The organism is Chitinophaga sp. MM2321, from assembly GCF_964033635.1.
Classification (GTDB): Bacteria; Bacteroidota; Bacteroidia; order Chitinophagales; family Chitinophagaceae; genus Chitinophaga.
On the sequence record NZ_OZ035533.1, the window covers coordinates 427311 to 443938 of the forward strand.

Sequence of the window (16628 nt, forward strand, 5' to 3'; positions counted from 1 at the left end):
GATCCTGTTCAGTCTGTTGTCTGATTATTTGGCTAAAAACGCAATGATCAAACAATCAAACAACTACATCTCTAAATCATCTTATGAGTGTAACGGTGCCTTTGCGGATGATGGTTTTGTTATGGATATCCTGCCCCTGTACTACCCATACATAGGTACCCACGGCGGCGGGTTCGCCATTTATGCGCCCGTCCCAGCCCTGGAGATAGGCGGTGGTGCTGTACATCATTTTTCCCCAGCGGTCAAATATCCGGAAGAAATCCATTTTTACAATGCCCACCGGCAATGGGCGGAAGAGATCATTTAAACCATCTCCATTGGGAGAGAATGCGTTAGGTATGTAGATGTCCGGTCCTACGATGAACCGCACGAAAATATTGTCCTGACCTGAACAACCTTCCAGCGTATAGGCGGTAACGGTATAGGTGATATCCCGGTTATAATTGGTAACAGGATTGGGAAGGTTTGCATTATCGAGGCCACTCACGGGCGACCATGTATAGTGTACGCCGCCGGTTGCATGCAACTGGAATGGCTGGTTCAGCATCACAATGGTATCGTTGCCGGCAAAGGCGGGTACCGGTGGTACTACCTTCACCAGTGCTGTAGCGGTAATCGGTTTGGGACATCCCAGTGTATCCGTTACCGTTACTGTGTAAAGCGTGGTGTCGGGAGGATGTGCTACGGTAATTGCCTGCGACGGATGATCTGTATAAAAAGGTGGCGACCAGCGGTAATAGGCGCCGCCACCGGCCCGCAGCGTTACCGGTGTGCCAAAACAGATCGTTGTATCAGGTGCGGCTGTGGCCATGGGTGGATCTACTACTTTCAGGGTAACGGTATCGGCTGTATGACATTTTCCCAGCGATGCCCTGACCTCGTATGATTGCCGGGGTGGTGCAGGTGTTACAAAAGCATCTGCATTATTGCTTACAACCACACTGTTATCCAGGTTCGTCCAACGGTATTCATAAGCGCCATCTGACTGTGAAAGCAGGTGGATCTCATCATTGGTACACACCGTACTATCGGGGATGGTATGAAGCAGCAGGGTATCTTTTACATCTACCAAAATATTTTTATCATTCGTACAGCCCTGGCTATCCGTAAAGGTTACGTTATAGCTGGTATCTGTTGTCGGGAAAACAATTGGATCCGCCGTATTGGGACGGAGGATTTTATAGTCGTCGGGAGTCCATTTAAACGTGCCGGGTAAGCTGCTCGCAGCCCACATCTGCAGACTGTCTTTTAAACAAAGCAACGTATCTGCTGTAGCATTGAAAGGTGGCTTATCGTAGACCGTCAGTGAATGGGCAATCGTTTTTTCACAACCAACGGTAGAACGGGCAAACAGCTTTACTTCGTAGGTGCCCGGTGCTTTGTACTGATAAATTGTATCCTTGGCATTGGAGGTGTCTCCGTTGCCAAAGTCCCATTTATAATATTCAATTGATCCTACGGTAGCACGGGAGCGATCAGTGAAAACGGTTGGTCTTTGCGTACATGCGCCTAATGTGGTAAAATCAGGATTGAATACAGGATATACGTAAGCGATAGCGGTGGCGCTATCGCCGCAGTTACTTTCTTTATCTACATATAATTTTACAGTATAGGTGCCATCATTGGCATAAGTATGATTAACAGGGGCGGTACTGTTGGTTGGCAAAGTGGTGCCATCGCCAAAGTCCCACAAGTAAGGCTTTCCGGGCGTACTGGTGTTGGTGAAAGTGATCGTCCTGCTGGAGCAGTCGGCATACTTTTCAGGCATGGCGGCGGTTACCTGTTTCACGCAGGTGGTTACATTGATGTGAAAATCTTTTCGCAATGTGCCGATCTTTTTCCCGTTACGCATTTCATTTACACAAACGGTTACCACATATTTACCGGCTGCTGGTGCAATGCCTGATATGATACCTGTTTTGGGATCTATCTTCACATCCGGTCCCAATGGACTCTGGCCGGTAAAGGGACTGGTATATTGTACAAAGCTGTACGGCGGATTTACTGCGGCAGGTGGAATCCCTGACTGGTCTGTTGTTGATCCGCCTTTGTAAGCATCACAAAATTCGTAGCTAAGTTCGTCTGCCACATCAGGGTCTTTGGCAGAAAAATCATAAGTAAACTTCTTGCCGGCACATACGAGGGTGGCTTCTTCTTTATTAAAAATGGGGCTGGAATTACCTGCTGCACCGCTGTTACTACCCGGTATTTCTGTAAAATAAGTAGCACCAGTACCGCGGTCGTTTGGGGTGCCGGAAATAGGATCAGATACGATATTCACCATAAATGCATCGCGGCAGCAACTCTGAAAGGCAATCACATATCCTTCCGCATTGAGAGGGAGTGTGATGTCTGTTTCAAACAAGCCTACCTGGAAACATACGGGTGGGGGATTCACGATACAAGGGTCTACCTGTGCAAGGTTCTTAACCTGGAAGTCTGTTCTCCCGATCGTATAGGTGCTTACCTTGCTGTTATTACTTTTGTCAAATGATGCGAGGATGATAGTGCTTGGCATTTCTGCGATCCTTTCGCCGCTTTCGCAGATGCGGTATAGTTTCATGGATACCCGGTAGGTATACATGTTGCCAGTTTTTCCCTTAAACGTATAGTATATCTGTCCACCTATAATATGGCTACCATACACTGAAGCAGTGCATACCAGGCATACCAGGATGAACAGGATCTTTTTCAAAGCGGCCTTGGTTTAGATTAGATTAAAGTTGACAAAAAGAAATAAATTGTTTTAAGATCATATTACTTTCCTCAAATACTTCCCACATACCCATGTGGCCTACTTCTTCAAAAATTTGAATGCTGCTTACCCGGGGTAATGTAATCTGTGGTAATATGACATCCAGTGGAACCGCATTATCATCTTTCCCTATTACAAACAAAACAGGAACATGCAAATTTTTCAGCAATGCTGTACGGTCGGGGCGTTGCATCATGGCTTCATACCAGGCTACTACTGCTTCCGTGCTGCACTGTATGCCCATTGCTACATAAGCTTCTACCCGGGCTGGTTCCCGGGGTTTGAACACGGGGCTGAACATATTAGGCAATGTTTGCCTTAGAAATGTTTCTCCACCATATTGCTGCATTAATTTTATGGACTTGCGGCGGGCTTCTTTTTTCTCTTCGCTATCTGCTGTTGCGGTAGAATGAAAGAGTCCCAACCCTGCTATCAGTGTTGGGTATTTTTCCGCCAGCGCCAGCGCAACGTAGCCTCCCATAGAGTGGCCGATCACGACTGCGCGTTCAATATTTTCGGCTAACAGTATCGCATACACGTAGTCAGCCATTGATTCAACGGTGAGCGGCGTAGCAAACGCAACGGCCGCTGTTCCTGGCAAATCGGGGGTAATGATCCTGTATTCATCCCTGAGATAAGCCTGTTGTATCTCCCATAAACTACCGTTTTCTGAAAATCCGTGAATCAACACTACTACCGGACCTTGTCCTTCATCCTGGTATCCGTGGGTTCCGTCATTGATTGTGTTCCGCATGTCTTAAACCGGGAATAAATCGTGAAATAAAAGCATGTACCAATAACAAGATACAAAATATTAGTGCTCCTTTTGAAAGGAGATCCCCATTTTTTACGTAGAACGTAATATCATACCGCGGTGTTACAGTTGCCTTAATAACAGCTTCTTGCCAGTAAGGTTGGGGTTGATAAATATTACCAGCGGGGTCAATCACTGCAGAGGTGCCGGTATTGGCGCTGCGGGCCACCCAGCGCCTGGTTTCAATGGCACGGATCCGGGCGTATTGTACGTGTTGGCGATGGCCTTCTGTATTGCCCCACCAGCCGTCATTGGTTATAATCACTAAAAGATTAGCGCCCGGTTTAACGCCTCCCGCTACATAATTGCTGAAAACAGATTCGTAACAGATAGTTGGGAAGATGTTAATGCTGTCTGCCGGATTGGTAAACATTTCAACACCGGGGGTACGGCCATAGCTGCCGGTAATACCGCCGAAATCGAGCGCCACGCTTTGCATAAACGCCAGGTAGCGCACATAGGGCACCAGTTCTGCACCCGGCACCAGCTCATATTTATGATAGATCTGGATGTGTTGGGAAGTGTCTATCTGCAAGGCGGTATTAAACGCATCCCAGCGGACGCCGTCATTTGTTTGCCTGGAAGTAACCGGTACTTCATCGGTGCCGGTATATTGCTTCATGGTAACGGCACCTGTGATCAGTTTTGCTTTGGGATATTTGCGCAGCATTTCCCGGATCGAGATCACCTCCTGCTGGTAGTTCAGCTGATGTTCCCAGGCGCCTTGCGGAAACAGGGCTGTTTCCGGCCAGATGATATAACGGGTATCACTATCCGCTTTTTGTTCGGTGAGCTGCATAAACTTTTCCAGTTGCTGCATAGCGGAACCGGAATTGAATTTCTCATCATACGGATCAATATTGGGTTGCACAATCACAATACCTGTTTTGTGTGCAGGATTGTCGGGTGTTGGACGAATGAAGACAGATAATATTAAGGGAAGTACTATTACAGCCGCTGGTTTCCATATTTCATAACGCAATACCTGCGGCCAGGTAAGATCGTATATGCGTGCCCGTTTCCATACCTGGTAAATGGTGATATTGCCCAGCAGTACCCATAAAGTACCACCACTGGCGCCGGTGATTTCATACCACTGTATCCATCCTGGTCTTAATGCAAATGCATTTCCCAATACCAGCCAGGGCCAGCTGAATTCCCAGGTCTGATGAATATATTCAAACGTTAACCAATATACGATCAGTGAAAAATAAGATACTATTTCAGGTAATTTCCGGCGGGTGTTTTTATATGCCAGCCAGGGAATGCTCATCAACAGGGCGTTGAAGCTGTTGGCAAATACGCCGCTGGCGGGTAAAGTAGTATTGCCTACCCACCAGGTGGTGGCCACATTCCATAGCAATAAAGAGAAGAAGATCAGCCCGAAATATTTCAGCCGGTGATGTACTTTTTCTGTGAGATATAGCAAGGGTATAAATCCCACAAATATAAGCGGCGTGAAAGGCATGGTAGGCCAGGCTAACCAAAGAACTACACTACTGAGTATGCTTAGCAGAAAAAATAAAATCTTCATCTAAAATTATGAATTACGAATGGCAGATTGCGAACAGGAGCGAAGATAAGATAACCTACTTACATCTCCCCACAACACTGTAATTCGTAATTCCTAATCTGTAACCGGGGCCTATCTGCTATAGTTCGGTGCTTCTTTGGTGATCACCACATCATGCGGGTGATTTTCTTTTACGGTGGCGGCAGTGATTTTTACAAACTGTGCTCCTTGTAATGCTTTTACATCTTTGGAACCGGTAAGTCCCATACCTGCACGAAGACCGCCTACAAATTGCTGGATAATTTCAGACAGGTTGCCTTTGTAAGGAACACGGCCTACGATGCCTTCCGGTACCAGTTTCTTGATATCATCTTCATCCTGGAAATAACGGTCTTTACTACCTTCCTGCATGGCTTCAATAGAACCCATACCACGATATGACTTGAATTTACGGCCTTCGTAGATGATCGTTTCTCCGGGGCTTTCTTCCACACCTGCAAAGATGGAACCGGCCATGATAGTGGAAGCGCCTGCGGCCAGGGCTTTTACCATATCACCGGTATAACGGATACCGCCATCTGCAATCACCGGGATACCCAGTTTTTTCAGTGCACTGGCTGCTTCCATTACAGCAGACAGTTGCGGGAAACCAGCGCCTGTTACGATACGGGTAGTACAGATAGAGCCGGGGCCTACACCTACTTTTACCGCGTCGGCACCTGCCTGCGCCAGTGCCAGTGCACCTTCTGCTGTGGCTACGTTGCCGGCAATCACCTGTAGTTTGGGGAAAGCTTTCTTTAATTTCTTCAGGTTGTTTAATACCGCAATAGAATGACCATGTGAGCTATCCAGGCAAACTACATCCACACCTACATTGATCAGCGCCTGTGCGCGGTCCAGTAAGTCGGGGGTGATGCCAAGTGCTGCCCCTACCAGTAAACGGCCGAATTCGTCCTTTACAGCGTTAGGGAAGCTGGTCAGCTGAAGGATGTCGCGGTAAGTGATTAGTCCTGCCAGTTTGCCTTGCTTGTTAACAACCGGTAACTTTTCGATTTTATATTGCTGGAGAATTTTTTCCGCCTTTTTCAGATCGGTACCTTCGGGAGCTGTGATGAGATTTTCGCTCGTCATCACTTCTTTTACGAGGCGTTTTTTATTTTTTTCAAACCGCAGATCCCTGTTGGTCAGGATACCTACCAGTTTGTTGTTGTCATCAATGATAGGGATACCACCGATGCCGTTTTCTTTCATGAGCCGGAGTGCTTCACCGATAGTAGCGTCTATTTTCAGCGTAACGGGATCTATGATCATACCGCTTTCGCTACGTTTTACGCGTCTTACCATTTCGGCTTGTCGCTCGATGCTCATGTTTTTGTGGAGAATACCTATGCCGCCTTCCCTCGCCAGCGCAATCGCCAAAGTGGCTTCCGTAACAGTGTCCATCGCTGCGGATACCATTGGTATATTCAGCCGTATGTTTTTTGTTAGTTGCGTAGAGAGATTTACTTCTTTAGGCAGAACTTCAGAGTAGGCCGGAACCAGGAGCACATCATCAAATGTAAGTCCGTCAGCTACAAATTTGGGTTTAGATTTTCCCGCAGGCATGATGCAACTATTAATCAGTGAAAAAATAATTGCACGCAAATCTAGGTTTATTTACGCAATAAATAAAATTAAGAAAACATTAAATGTAGTTAAACCAGCTCGTAACGCTGTCCGGGTAAGCTTTTGAGCACACTTTGCATTTCCAGGTTAAATACCGCTGTGGCCACCTGGCTGCCGGATAAACAGGTTTGAAGATACAATTCTTCCAGATGCCGCTGCGTCTTTTCCCGGAAAAGGGCCAGGATCTGTTTTTCGTCTTCCGTCAACTGCAAAAAAAGCTCCCTTTGTACAGTGGGGACGGGTTTAATAGCTTCGTCCCAGCCCATTACCTGCAGGATATCGGCTGCACCTGTTACCAGCATCGCTTTATTATTTTTTATCAGGTGATGACAACCGGCGGCATGTGCATCATGAATACGCCCCGGAATGCAGAAAACATCCCGGTTATACCCAAATGCCAGGTCGGCGGTAATGAGAGAACCACCCTGTATGCCGCTTTCAATGACCACCGTAGCATCGCAAATGCCTGCTACAATGCGGTTCCGCTTGGGGAAATTCTGCCTGTCCGGTTCCGTATGGCTCATAAACTCCGTTAACAGGCCACCCTGTTCCAGCATTTGTACCGCTACCTGTTTGTGTGCCTGTGGGTAAATACGGTCCAGGCCATGCGCCAGGACGCCTATGGTAGGCATACCGGTCGCCAATGCTGTTTTGTGGGCCAGAATGTCAATGCCGTAGGCGAGGCCGCTTACGAGGGTAATATTGGCCATTGCGAGGTCCTTTACCAATTGCTCGCAAACCGTTTTCCCGTAAACAGAAGGATGACGTGTACCTACAATATTCAAAATGCGTGGTGGATTCAGGGAAGCATTGCCCTTGTAATACAGCAGCGCCGGGCTATCATAACAATGATGCAGCCGTTGCGGATAAGCCGGATCTGTCCGGAATAAAGGCCGGATCCTGTACTTCTCTATAAATGCTATTTCTTTTTCCACTGCGGCAAAATCGCGGAAATGATGAATGGCGGCAGCTCTCACAGCGCCAACAGTTTCTGTTTTTTCCAGTTCATACTTTTTTGCACGGAAAATATTGCCGGCACTACCAAATGTTTCCAGCAGTTTTTTAATAATTACATCACCAATCAATGGAATACGGGTTAATGCAATCTGATACATTAATTCCTGGGGCATAACAAACATGTTTCCATTAAATTACAATAATATTTACGGATTTTTTGATTTACGAATTTAGAGATTTGAAATGCAGCGGAGATTATCAAAAATCAGATCTTCGCTGCATTTCAAATCTCTAAATTCGTAAATCAAAAAATCCGTAAATATTTAGAGGCTTATTATCTTAAACACGGTTCTTCTGTTTGCGGCACGACCGTCTTCTGTATCGTTGGTGACAATGGGTTGGGTTTCGCCATAACCTATGGCGGTGAGACGTTTCGCGTCGATCCCTTTTTCTGTTAAATAAGTCACCACGGATTTAGCCCGGTTTTCTGACAGCAGTAGATTGTCTTTATCACTGCCTACATTATCCGTATGTCCGGCGATTTCTATTTTTACAGACGGGTTATCCTGCAACAGTTTGACCAGTTTGTCCAACTCCACTACAGAGGCGGGTTCCAGGTTGTATTGTTTACTGTTGAAGAAGATATTATGGAGGATGATACTGGCGTTTGCAGCCAGTGGTTGCAGGGGTATATTTTTCTCAAAAGGCAGCCCCGGATTATGATCTTTCAGCGAGAAGTTATCGGAGTAGAACAGGTATCCTTTTTTATTGACGTGGAAGGCGTAATCTTTTCCTACGGGTAGCGGCGCCAGGAAGTCGCCGTTGTCGTCGGTTTTTACGGCTGCAATATGATAGCCACCTTGCAGATCAATGACGTCTATGTTAGCTGTCAGGCGATCATGTGTGATGGTATCATACACGAATCCTTTTACATACAGCGTTTGCAGGGGTCTTGCTTCCGGGTACAATTCAAAGCTGTAAATATCGAGTCCTCCGCGGGTATCGGAACGGTCGGAGGCGAAGTAGGCGGTTTTGCCATTGGCTTCCACTACGAGTGAAGCATCTTCATCAATGGTGTTGATGGGGTAGCCGAGGTTGGTGGCTGGTCCCCAGCTGCCATCGGGTTGGCGGCGGGAATAAAATATATCCAGTCCGCCGTAACCGGGATGTCCGTTGGAAGAAAAATACAGCGTTTGTCCGTCGGCGTGAATGAAAGGTGTTGTTTCCCTGCCGCTGGTATTGATATTGGGTCCCATCCGCTCAGGAGTGCTCCAGCGGCCGTTTTCCAGGCGTTTGCTGGTGAATATATCCGCACCGTTGTCAGGTGTTTCCCTTGCGAAATAAAGTGTTTGTTTGTCGGCTGTTAAACAGGGTTGTGATTCCCAGTCGCGGGTATTGATGGGTGCGCCGATGTTTTGTGGTGCTGTCCAGCCGGATGGCGTTTTCATGGAGAAATAAATATCGCAGCTCCCTTTTCCTTCCGGAAATTCACAGCCGGTAAAAACGAGCATGGTGCCATCCTGCGATATGTTTTGCGCGCCTTCATTAAAGGAGGTGTTCACCGGTTCTCCCATGTTTTGTGCGGGCGACCAGCCGCTGCTGTCGCGGTAGGTAATATAAAAATCTTCGTTGCGACCATTTACACGCCGCGTAAAGATGAGTGTTTTACTGTCGATGGTAAGGGATGGGAAATATTCAGGGTCCTTGCTGTTGATAGGATCACCCAGGTTCTCCGGATGGAAGGGCACTTTCTGCTGGCTTTTATTCACGGCAAAGTCATAGTTGGCCCTGAGCTTTTCAGCAGTATTATTTTTTGATTTTATGGTAGAAAGATATTGAGTGATTAACTGTAACGCCCCTACGAAATTTCCGGTTCCGGCCATCGCCCTGGAGTAGGCCATTATCACAGGTTTGATAGCGGTGCTATCCAGCTGTTTTAATTTATCGAAGGCGGTGGTAGCAGCGGCATAGTCTTTCAGTTCCACATAGCATAAACCCATTTGTCCGTAAGCATCTGTAAAGGTGGGGGCTGTTTTCAATGCATCCTGAAGGAAACCGATGGCTTCTTTGGTATGATACGTACGTACCGCATCCACGGCACGGTCAAAGCTGGCTTTTGCCTTTTTAGGGGCGGTTTCGTACGTGACGGTCTGTGCCCGCATTTGCAGGCTGGCAAACAATAAACAGCTCAATATTATCAGGAAGGTTTTTTTCATAGTATGTATTCACAATGTAAATATAACCCGGAATAAAATATATAGCCATTTGTTTATTTATGTAACGCGTTGTGCTATTAAATTGCCCCCTCCCAACCTCCCCCGAAGGGGGAGGAGAAAGAAAACGAGGGCTTATTTTCGTCGTTGAGGTGGCTATCTAATGTAGGTAGGTAATATTATGTCATCTGGCCACATAAGATACTCCCGTATTATCCGTAAAATGGTTGTAATCAAAGGTCAAAATAAGACCACTTTCCTTTCTCCTCCCCCTTCGGGGGAGGTTGGGAGGGGGCAATTTAATAGCACAATGCGTTCCGAATACATAAATTCGTAAATTCCTAAATCTCAAAATATTTTACTCAGGGAACATTGATGTATTTATGTATTTGCATCGATAACGTCCACTGTGGGTTGTCTTTGATATAATCAATGATCAGTGGTGTCATTTGCGCACTGCGGTCCCATTCGGGTTGGAGGTATAATTTACAGTGCTTTCCTGCCAGCGCAGCATATTTTTCTGCCCAGGCAAAATCTGCTTTGTTGAAGATGACCACTTTCAGCTCATGAGCTGCTTTACAGATGTCGGGGAGCGGCGCCTTAAATTTTTTGGGAGATAAGGTGATCCAGTCCCAGTTTCCGCTGAGAGGAGAGGAGCCGGAAGTTTCTATGTGGGTTTGAAAACCTTGTTTATGCAGTGCTTTGGTCAGGAGATCCAGGTTGTGCATCAGTGGCTCACCGCCAGTGATGACAGCAATGCGGGCCGGATATTTCGCTGCTTCACCGATGATATTATCAACAGCAACCTGCGGATGTTTATCAGCATCCCAGCTATCTTTCACATCGCACCAATGACAGCCAACATCGCAGCCGCCGAGTCTTACAAAATAGGCAGCCCTTCCCTGATGGAATCCTTCACCCTGAATAGTGTAAAAGCGTTCCATCACCGGAAGGGTAGTGGTATTAATATTTGTTGTTATTACAGACATGACTTACTTCACAAAGATCCGGTTTTTGGCCGGAACTTTTTTTAATTCATACTTCCTTTCAGGCCAATGTTTGCATGATAGGTATTCTTCAGCAATGCGGCGATGGTCATAGGACCTACACCACCGGGTACCGGTGATATGTAGCTGCATTTGGGCGCTACTTCATCAAATTTCACATCACCTTTGAGGCGGAAACCGCTCTTTTTGCTGGCATCTTCTACACGGTTGATCCCTACATCCACAATTACAGCACCTTCTTTCACCATGTCAGCGGTCACAAAATCAGGTTTGCCGATAGCTGCGATAATAATATCCGCCTGCCGGCAGATTTCAGCCAGGTTATGTGTTTGTGAGTGTGTAAGCGTTACGGTACAGTTGCCGGGATACGTGTTGCGGCTCAGTAAAATGCTCATCGGCGTACCTACAATATGGCTGCGACCTATTACCACGGCGTGTTTGCCTTTGGTAGGAATCTGGTAATGTTCCAGCATCAGCATAATACCATATGGGGTAGCCGGAATGAAAGCAGGTAACCCGCTTACCATTTTACCCACATTCATCGGGTGAAAACCATCTACATCCTTGCTTGGATCAATGGTGTTGATCACCAGTTCTTCGTTGATGTGTTTAGGCAAGGGTAATTGCACCAATATACCATCTACATCCGTATTCTCATTGAGTAAGGTGATCTGATCGAGCAGGTGTTTTTCTGAAATCTGTGCATCAAAGCGGAGCAGGGTAGAATTGTATCCGCATTGCGCGCATGATTTAACCTTGGATGCTACGTAGGTTTCACTCGCCGGATTGTTACCCACCAGTATAGCTGCCAGGTGGGGCAATTTTTTACCAGCGGCCTTTAATTCAGCCACCTGAGCGGCTAATTGGGCCTTAATGGCCTCTGAAACTAGTTTACCGTCTAAAATTTGCATGTGCAAAGGTAAGAATCATTTGGGGATTTTTTGATTTTGGTATTCAGCTATTTTGTTTCAGCAGCACGTCTGTCTCGGAAACAAAATCTCTAAATTCGTAAATCAAAAAATCCCTAAATGTTTAATGGTCGCTGGTCCAGCAAAACAAGTGCTCTCTGGGGAGCTCTTGTTTTGCTCAGGCATTGCGCCCGTCAGAACCTGCGTTTAGTGGAAGTTATAAGGCAAGGTTTAAATATAGGTCATCTTGCTGACACTTGCAACAAGCGGCCTCAGATCACATGATATTATGATATTTTATATTATAGTTTAGGGGCAGCGGCCAATATTTCAGCATCGGCAGCGGCAGCATATTTTTCGAAATTAAGGATAAACTGGTTGGCCAGATTCCTGGCTTGTTCATCGTAAGCGGCTTTATTTTCCCAGGTATTGCGTGGGTTCAGTATGTTTTCCGGTACACCGGGACAGGTATCCGGAATAGCAAAACCGAATACCGGATGCGGATGGAAAGCCGCATGATCCAGTTCGCCTTTCAGTGCCGCCGCAATCATAGCGCGGGTATACGCCAGTTTGATACGGTTGCCGGTACCATAGGCGCCACCTGTCCAGCCGGTATTGATCAGCCACACATTTACTTTATGCAGGCGCATTCTTTCACCCAACATCTGTGCATACTGCGCAGGATGCAGCGGAAGGAACGGTGCGCCAAAGCAGGCGCTGAAAGTGGATTTAGGTTCGGTAACGCCGGCTTCTGTACCCGCTACCTTGGCGGTATAACCGGAAATGAACTGGTACATCGCCTGACCGGGAGATAGCTTTGAAACGGGTGGCAATACACCGTAAGCGTCGCAGGTCAGGAAGAAAATATTTTTAGGAATGCCGCCAACAGCGGGTTCCAGTACATTATCAATATAGTGCAATGGATAAGATACACGGGTGTTTTCCGTAATACTTTTATCTGCGTAGTTAACGGTGTTGGTGCCGGGGAAGAAGCGGGTATTCTCCAGCAGCGCGCCTTTGCGTACTGCATGAAAAATCTGTGGTTCTTTATCTTCACTGAGGTCAATACATTTTGCATAGCAGCCACCTTCAAAGTTGAATACACCGGAAGCAGTCCAGCCATGTTCATCGTCGCCAATGAGTTTGCGGGAAGGATCTGCACTCAGCGTGGTTTTGCCGGTACCACTCAAACCAAAAAATATAGCAGTATCGCCATCATCGCCCTGGTTGGCGGAACAGTGCATGCTCAGCACCTGCTTGTTATGCGGTAAAACATAGTTCAGGATGGTGAAAATGCCTTTTTTAACTTCTCCGGTATAGGCGCTGCCGCCTATGATGATAATTTTCCGGGAGAAGTTGATGACAGAGAAGTTTTGCTGACGGGTTCCATCAGTAGTCGGATCTGCCAGGCAGCCGGGCGCCTGGATCACGGTCCATTCCGGATGCATATAATCCTGTTCTTCTTCTGTAGGGCGAAGAAACATGTTGTATGCAAACAGGCTTGACCAGGGCGTTTCCGTGATCACTTTGATGTTGATACGGTAATCATCATCTGCACAGGCATAACAATCGCGTACCCACACATCTTTACCGGCAAAATAACCGGTGATCCTGCGGTATAAACGATCAAAAAATGCTGTTGAAATAGGAAGGTTGAAGTCATTCCAGTTGATGGTAGTCGCCGTCATAGCATCTTCCACAATAAATCTGTCTTTGGGGGAACGGCCTGTATACTCACCGGTATTGACAGCCAATGCGCCGCTATCCGCGATTACGCCTTGTTTTCTGGCTATCGTCTGTTCTTCCAGCTTCCCGGGCGAGAGCTGATAATATACATTCGTCGTGTTCTCTATGCCAAGTTCCCGTAAATCGGAAACAGGGTTCCTTACGCTACTCATTTGCATAAACGCAAGATTGTTTTGGTGTAAAAGGCAAAACTAGTGATTTTTTGATATTATCTAATTTTATCGGTGTTGTACCAGCAAAATTTAGATGAATGAGATAGTATTAGTGTGTTTTTTTGATGAATGTACAGTTAGCGGACTTTTCCTTGCAGGATATTAAAATCTAAATGTGTTAATATAACATTAAGTATTAATCATGTGATATTAGTACGATCTTGCGATTTAGTGCCGTTGAAATTAACCGATTTAGCAGTTCCTCCTTCTCTCACATTTCTAAATCCCAAAATTTACCTAGGTTTGAAGCCTCATTTGAAATCAAGAAGATATGAAGAATCTGCCCTTGGATCCGCAGCTGTTTGTTAAAAACCGCCAGCGTTTTGTGGCTAAAATGCAGCCGCAATCTATAGCTATCATCAATTCCAATGATGAATTGCCGAGCAATGGTGATGCGCTGTATAAATTCAAACAAAACTCAGACCTGTACTGGCTCACAGGTATTGACCAGGAAGATACGATGGTGGTATTGTTTCCGGATAACCCGGATCCCAAATACCGTGAAGTGCTGGTATTGGTGCGTCCCAACGAGTTAAAGGAAAAGTGGGATGGACACCGGTTGCGCAGGGAAGAAGCATTTGCTGTTTCCGGTATGTCTACGGTAGTATGGCTCGATAGCCTGGATGCTTTGCTCCAGCAATGGATCAATGACGCTGCCAACATCTACCTTAATTCCAATGAAAATAACCGCAAAGGCAGCCTGGTACCTGTAAAGGATTACCGTTATGTGCAGGAAATGAAAGCGCGTTATCCATTACACAATTATGTGCGTGCGGCCCTTCTTTTTAAAGAACTGCGTGCCGTAAAAACGGCGGAAGAAATAGCTGTGATGCAGGTGGCGATGGATATTACGGAGAAAGCTTTCCGTCGTATCCTGCAATTTATAAAACCAGGTGTATGGGAGCATGAAATTCATGCAGAGATCGTACACGAGTTTCTGCGCAATCGCTCTGCCGGTGAGGCTTATGGCTCTATCATCGCTTCCGGCGACCGTGCACGCACCCTGCATTATGTTTCCAATAACCAGGAGTGTAAAGATGGTGAATTGATCCTGATGGATTTTGGTGCGGAATACGGTGGTTATAATGCCGATCTTACCCGCACAGTGCCCGTAAACGGGAAGTTCAGCGCCCGTCAGCGCCAGGTATACGATGCCTGTCTGCACCTGCATAACTATGCAAAAGCTATTCTCCGTCCCGGTATCACTATTGCAAAATATCACGAAATGGTGGGCGTGGAAGCCGGAAAAGAATTTGTAAAGCTGGGCCTGCTCACAGGTGCCGACATCAAAAACCAGGACCCTGAAACACCGGCTTACCGCAAATACCTGTACCATGGCATCTCCCACCACCTGGGTGTGGATGTACATGATTTGGGTCCCTCTTTTCATAAACCTGTTCCTGAAGGTGCAGTAATGACCATCGAACCAGGCATTTATATTGAAGAAGAAAAAATGGGTATCCGCATAGAAAATAATATCTGGCTCACTGCCGCTGGTAATGTAGACCTGATGAAAAACATTCCTATTACGGCGGATGAAATAGAAGCCCTGATGAAGTAGGGAATATTTTGAGATTTTTTGATTTAGGGATTTGAAATGCAGCGGAGATTATCTGATCAGGTCTCCGCTGCATTTCAAATCCCTAAATCCGTAAATCAAAAAATCTCAAAATCAAAAAATGATGTCTATTTTGTTCACAAATCACTTGAATGCGACAATTACCCAATATTATTACCCTATGTAATCTTTTTTGTGGAGCACTGGCTATCATATGCGTGTTGTATGCGCCGGAGTTCCGGGCTGAGTTTAACGGTACCGACTATACGATTGTGAGTCCTGAACCGGTATACTGGGCATCTGCGCTGGTGGTGCTGGCCGCAGTTTTTGATTTTTTTGATGGCCTTGTGGCCCGGTTATTAAAAGTGCAGTCGCCTATGGGTAAGGAGCTGGACTCATTGGCTGATGTGGTGACCTTTGGCGTAGTACCCGGTATGATGCTGTATCGCCTGTTGCGCAGTGCTTATTTCCAGCAACCTGATGTGTTTGACGTGTCTATTGTAAACCTGGCGCCGGCTTTGCTGGTTCCGTGCTTTGCTGCATACAGACTGGCAAAATTCAACCTGGATACCAGGCAAACGGTTAGTTTTATCGGGGTGCCTACTCCCGCAGTAGGCTTGCTGGTAGCGTCTTTCCCTTTAATTGTGCTGTATAATCCTTATAACCTGGCGCATTGGTTACAGAATATATGGATGCTTTATGCCATCATTGCAGTACTCTGTTATCTCATGGTGGCGGAAATACCCATGATGAGCTTGAAGATTAAAGACAAGACACTGAAATCAAACTGGCCCAAGCTTTTGTTGATTGCCGTAACACTCGTCAGTATTCCTTTTCTGGGCTTTGCCACCGTACCATTTGTATTCATTTCTTATATAATATTATCATTAATCGCCCCGCCTAATTCGTAAATCGTAATTTTTGATGTAGGTTTGCGGCAAAATTTTTAGCACAATGACTTTTACTGCACATATCAATGTGATGCCACTGAAAGAATTATTGGACCCGCAAGGTAAAGCGGTGATGAGTGGTCTCAAAAACCTTGGCATGGGCCAGGTACAAGATGTACGGATTGGAAAACACATTACCCTGCAAATTGAAGCCGCCAGCAAGGAAGATGCGCAACAGATTGCTGAAAGCGCCTGTCAGAAGCTGTTGGCTAACCAGGTAATGGAATCTTTTGAAGTACAAATACAATAATAAATTTTGGAATTTTGGAATTTTGAGATTTTGTTTCAAATGGCCATCTTCCTTCCAAGGAGAATAACTATTAGAAACAG

General features: G+C 46.2%; 12 protein-coding genes. 3 read left to right on the forward strand and 9 right to left on the reverse strand.

Annotated elements, in window-relative coordinates; all coding sequences use genetic code 11:
* Positions 1-76: 76 nt before the first annotated feature.
* From ABQ275_RS01655 to pckA, 9 genes are all read right to left on the reverse strand, one after another.
* Positions 77-2695: a PKD domain-containing protein gene (locus ABQ275_RS01655; RefSeq protein ID WP_349316525.1), complete on the reverse strand. Its 2619-nt coding sequence runs from the start codon at positions 2693-2695 to the stop codon at positions 77-79.
* 22 nt (positions 2696-2717) lie between these two features.
* Positions 2718-3509 carry an alpha/beta hydrolase gene (locus ABQ275_RS01660; protein WP_349316526.1) on the reverse strand — a complete coding sequence of 264 codons (792 nt, stop codon included), beginning with the start codon at positions 3507-3509 and terminating at the stop codon, positions 2718-2720.
* On the reverse strand, positions 3490-5103 hold the full coding sequence (gene lnt / locus ABQ275_RS01665; RefSeq protein WP_349316527.1) for an apolipoprotein N-acyltransferase: 1614 nt from the start codon (positions 5101-5103) through the stop codon (positions 3490-3492). The genes ABQ275_RS01660 and lnt overlap by 20 nt, the downstream gene beginning before the upstream one ends.
* A gap of 111 nt (positions 5104-5214) precedes the next feature.
* Positions 5215-6687, reverse strand: a complete 1473-nt coding sequence (guaB, locus tag ABQ275_RS01670; protein WP_349316528.1) for an IMP dehydrogenase — start codon at positions 6685-6687, stop codon at positions 5215-5217.
* Between the two features lie 89 nt (positions 6688-6776).
* Complete coding sequence (gene dprA, locus ABQ275_RS01675) at positions 6777-7877, reverse strand: DNA-processing protein DprA (RefSeq protein ID WP_349316529.1); 1101 nt, start codon at positions 7875-7877, stop codon at positions 6777-6779.
* A gap of 150 nt (positions 7878-8027) precedes the next feature.
* Positions 8028-9920, reverse strand: coding sequence for an OmpA family protein (locus ABQ275_RS01680; protein ID WP_349316530.1), 1893 nt, complete (start codon positions 9918-9920; stop codon positions 8028-8030).
* Positions 9921-10279: 359 nt separating this feature from the next.
* Positions 10280-10906, reverse strand: a complete 627-nt coding sequence (locus ABQ275_RS01685; protein ID WP_349316531.1) for a 7-carboxy-7-deazaguanine synthase QueE — start codon at positions 10904-10906, stop codon at positions 10280-10282.
* 41 nt (positions 10907-10947) lie between these two features.
* On the reverse strand, positions 10948-11835 hold the full coding sequence (gene folD / locus ABQ275_RS01690) for a bifunctional methylenetetrahydrofolate dehydrogenase/methenyltetrahydrofolate cyclohydrolase FolD (protein WP_349316532.1): 888 nt from the start codon (positions 11833-11835) through the stop codon (positions 10948-10950).
* Between the two features lie 299 nt (positions 11836-12134).
* Complete coding sequence (pckA, locus tag ABQ275_RS01695) at positions 12135-13736, reverse strand: phosphoenolpyruvate carboxykinase (ATP) (protein ID WP_349316533.1); 1602 nt, start codon at positions 13734-13736, stop codon at positions 12135-12137.
* A gap of 325 nt (positions 13737-14061) precedes the next feature.
* Between pckA and ABQ275_RS01700 the strand changes: the two genes are divergently transcribed.
* The 3 genes from ABQ275_RS01700 to purS all read left to right on the forward strand — a co-directional run bounded on the left by ABQ275_RS01700 (position 14062) and on the right by purS (position 16548).
* Positions 14062-15351 carry an aminopeptidase P N-terminal domain-containing protein gene (locus ABQ275_RS01700; RefSeq protein WP_349316534.1) on the forward strand — a complete coding sequence of 430 codons (1290 nt, stop codon included), beginning with the start codon at positions 14062-14064 and terminating at the stop codon, positions 15349-15351.
* A gap of 149 nt (positions 15352-15500) precedes the next feature.
* Positions 15501-16259: a CDP-alcohol phosphatidyltransferase family protein gene (locus ABQ275_RS01705; RefSeq protein WP_349316535.1), complete on the forward strand. Its 759-nt coding sequence runs from the start codon at positions 15501-15503 to the stop codon at positions 16257-16259.
* A 43-nt stretch (positions 16260-16302) separates the two neighbouring features.
* Positions 16303-16548 carry a phosphoribosylformylglycinamidine synthase subunit PurS gene (gene purS / locus ABQ275_RS01710; protein ID WP_349316536.1) on the forward strand — a complete coding sequence of 82 codons (246 nt, stop codon included), beginning with the start codon at positions 16303-16305 and terminating at the stop codon, positions 16546-16548.
* Positions 16549-16628: the final 80 nt, after the last annotated feature.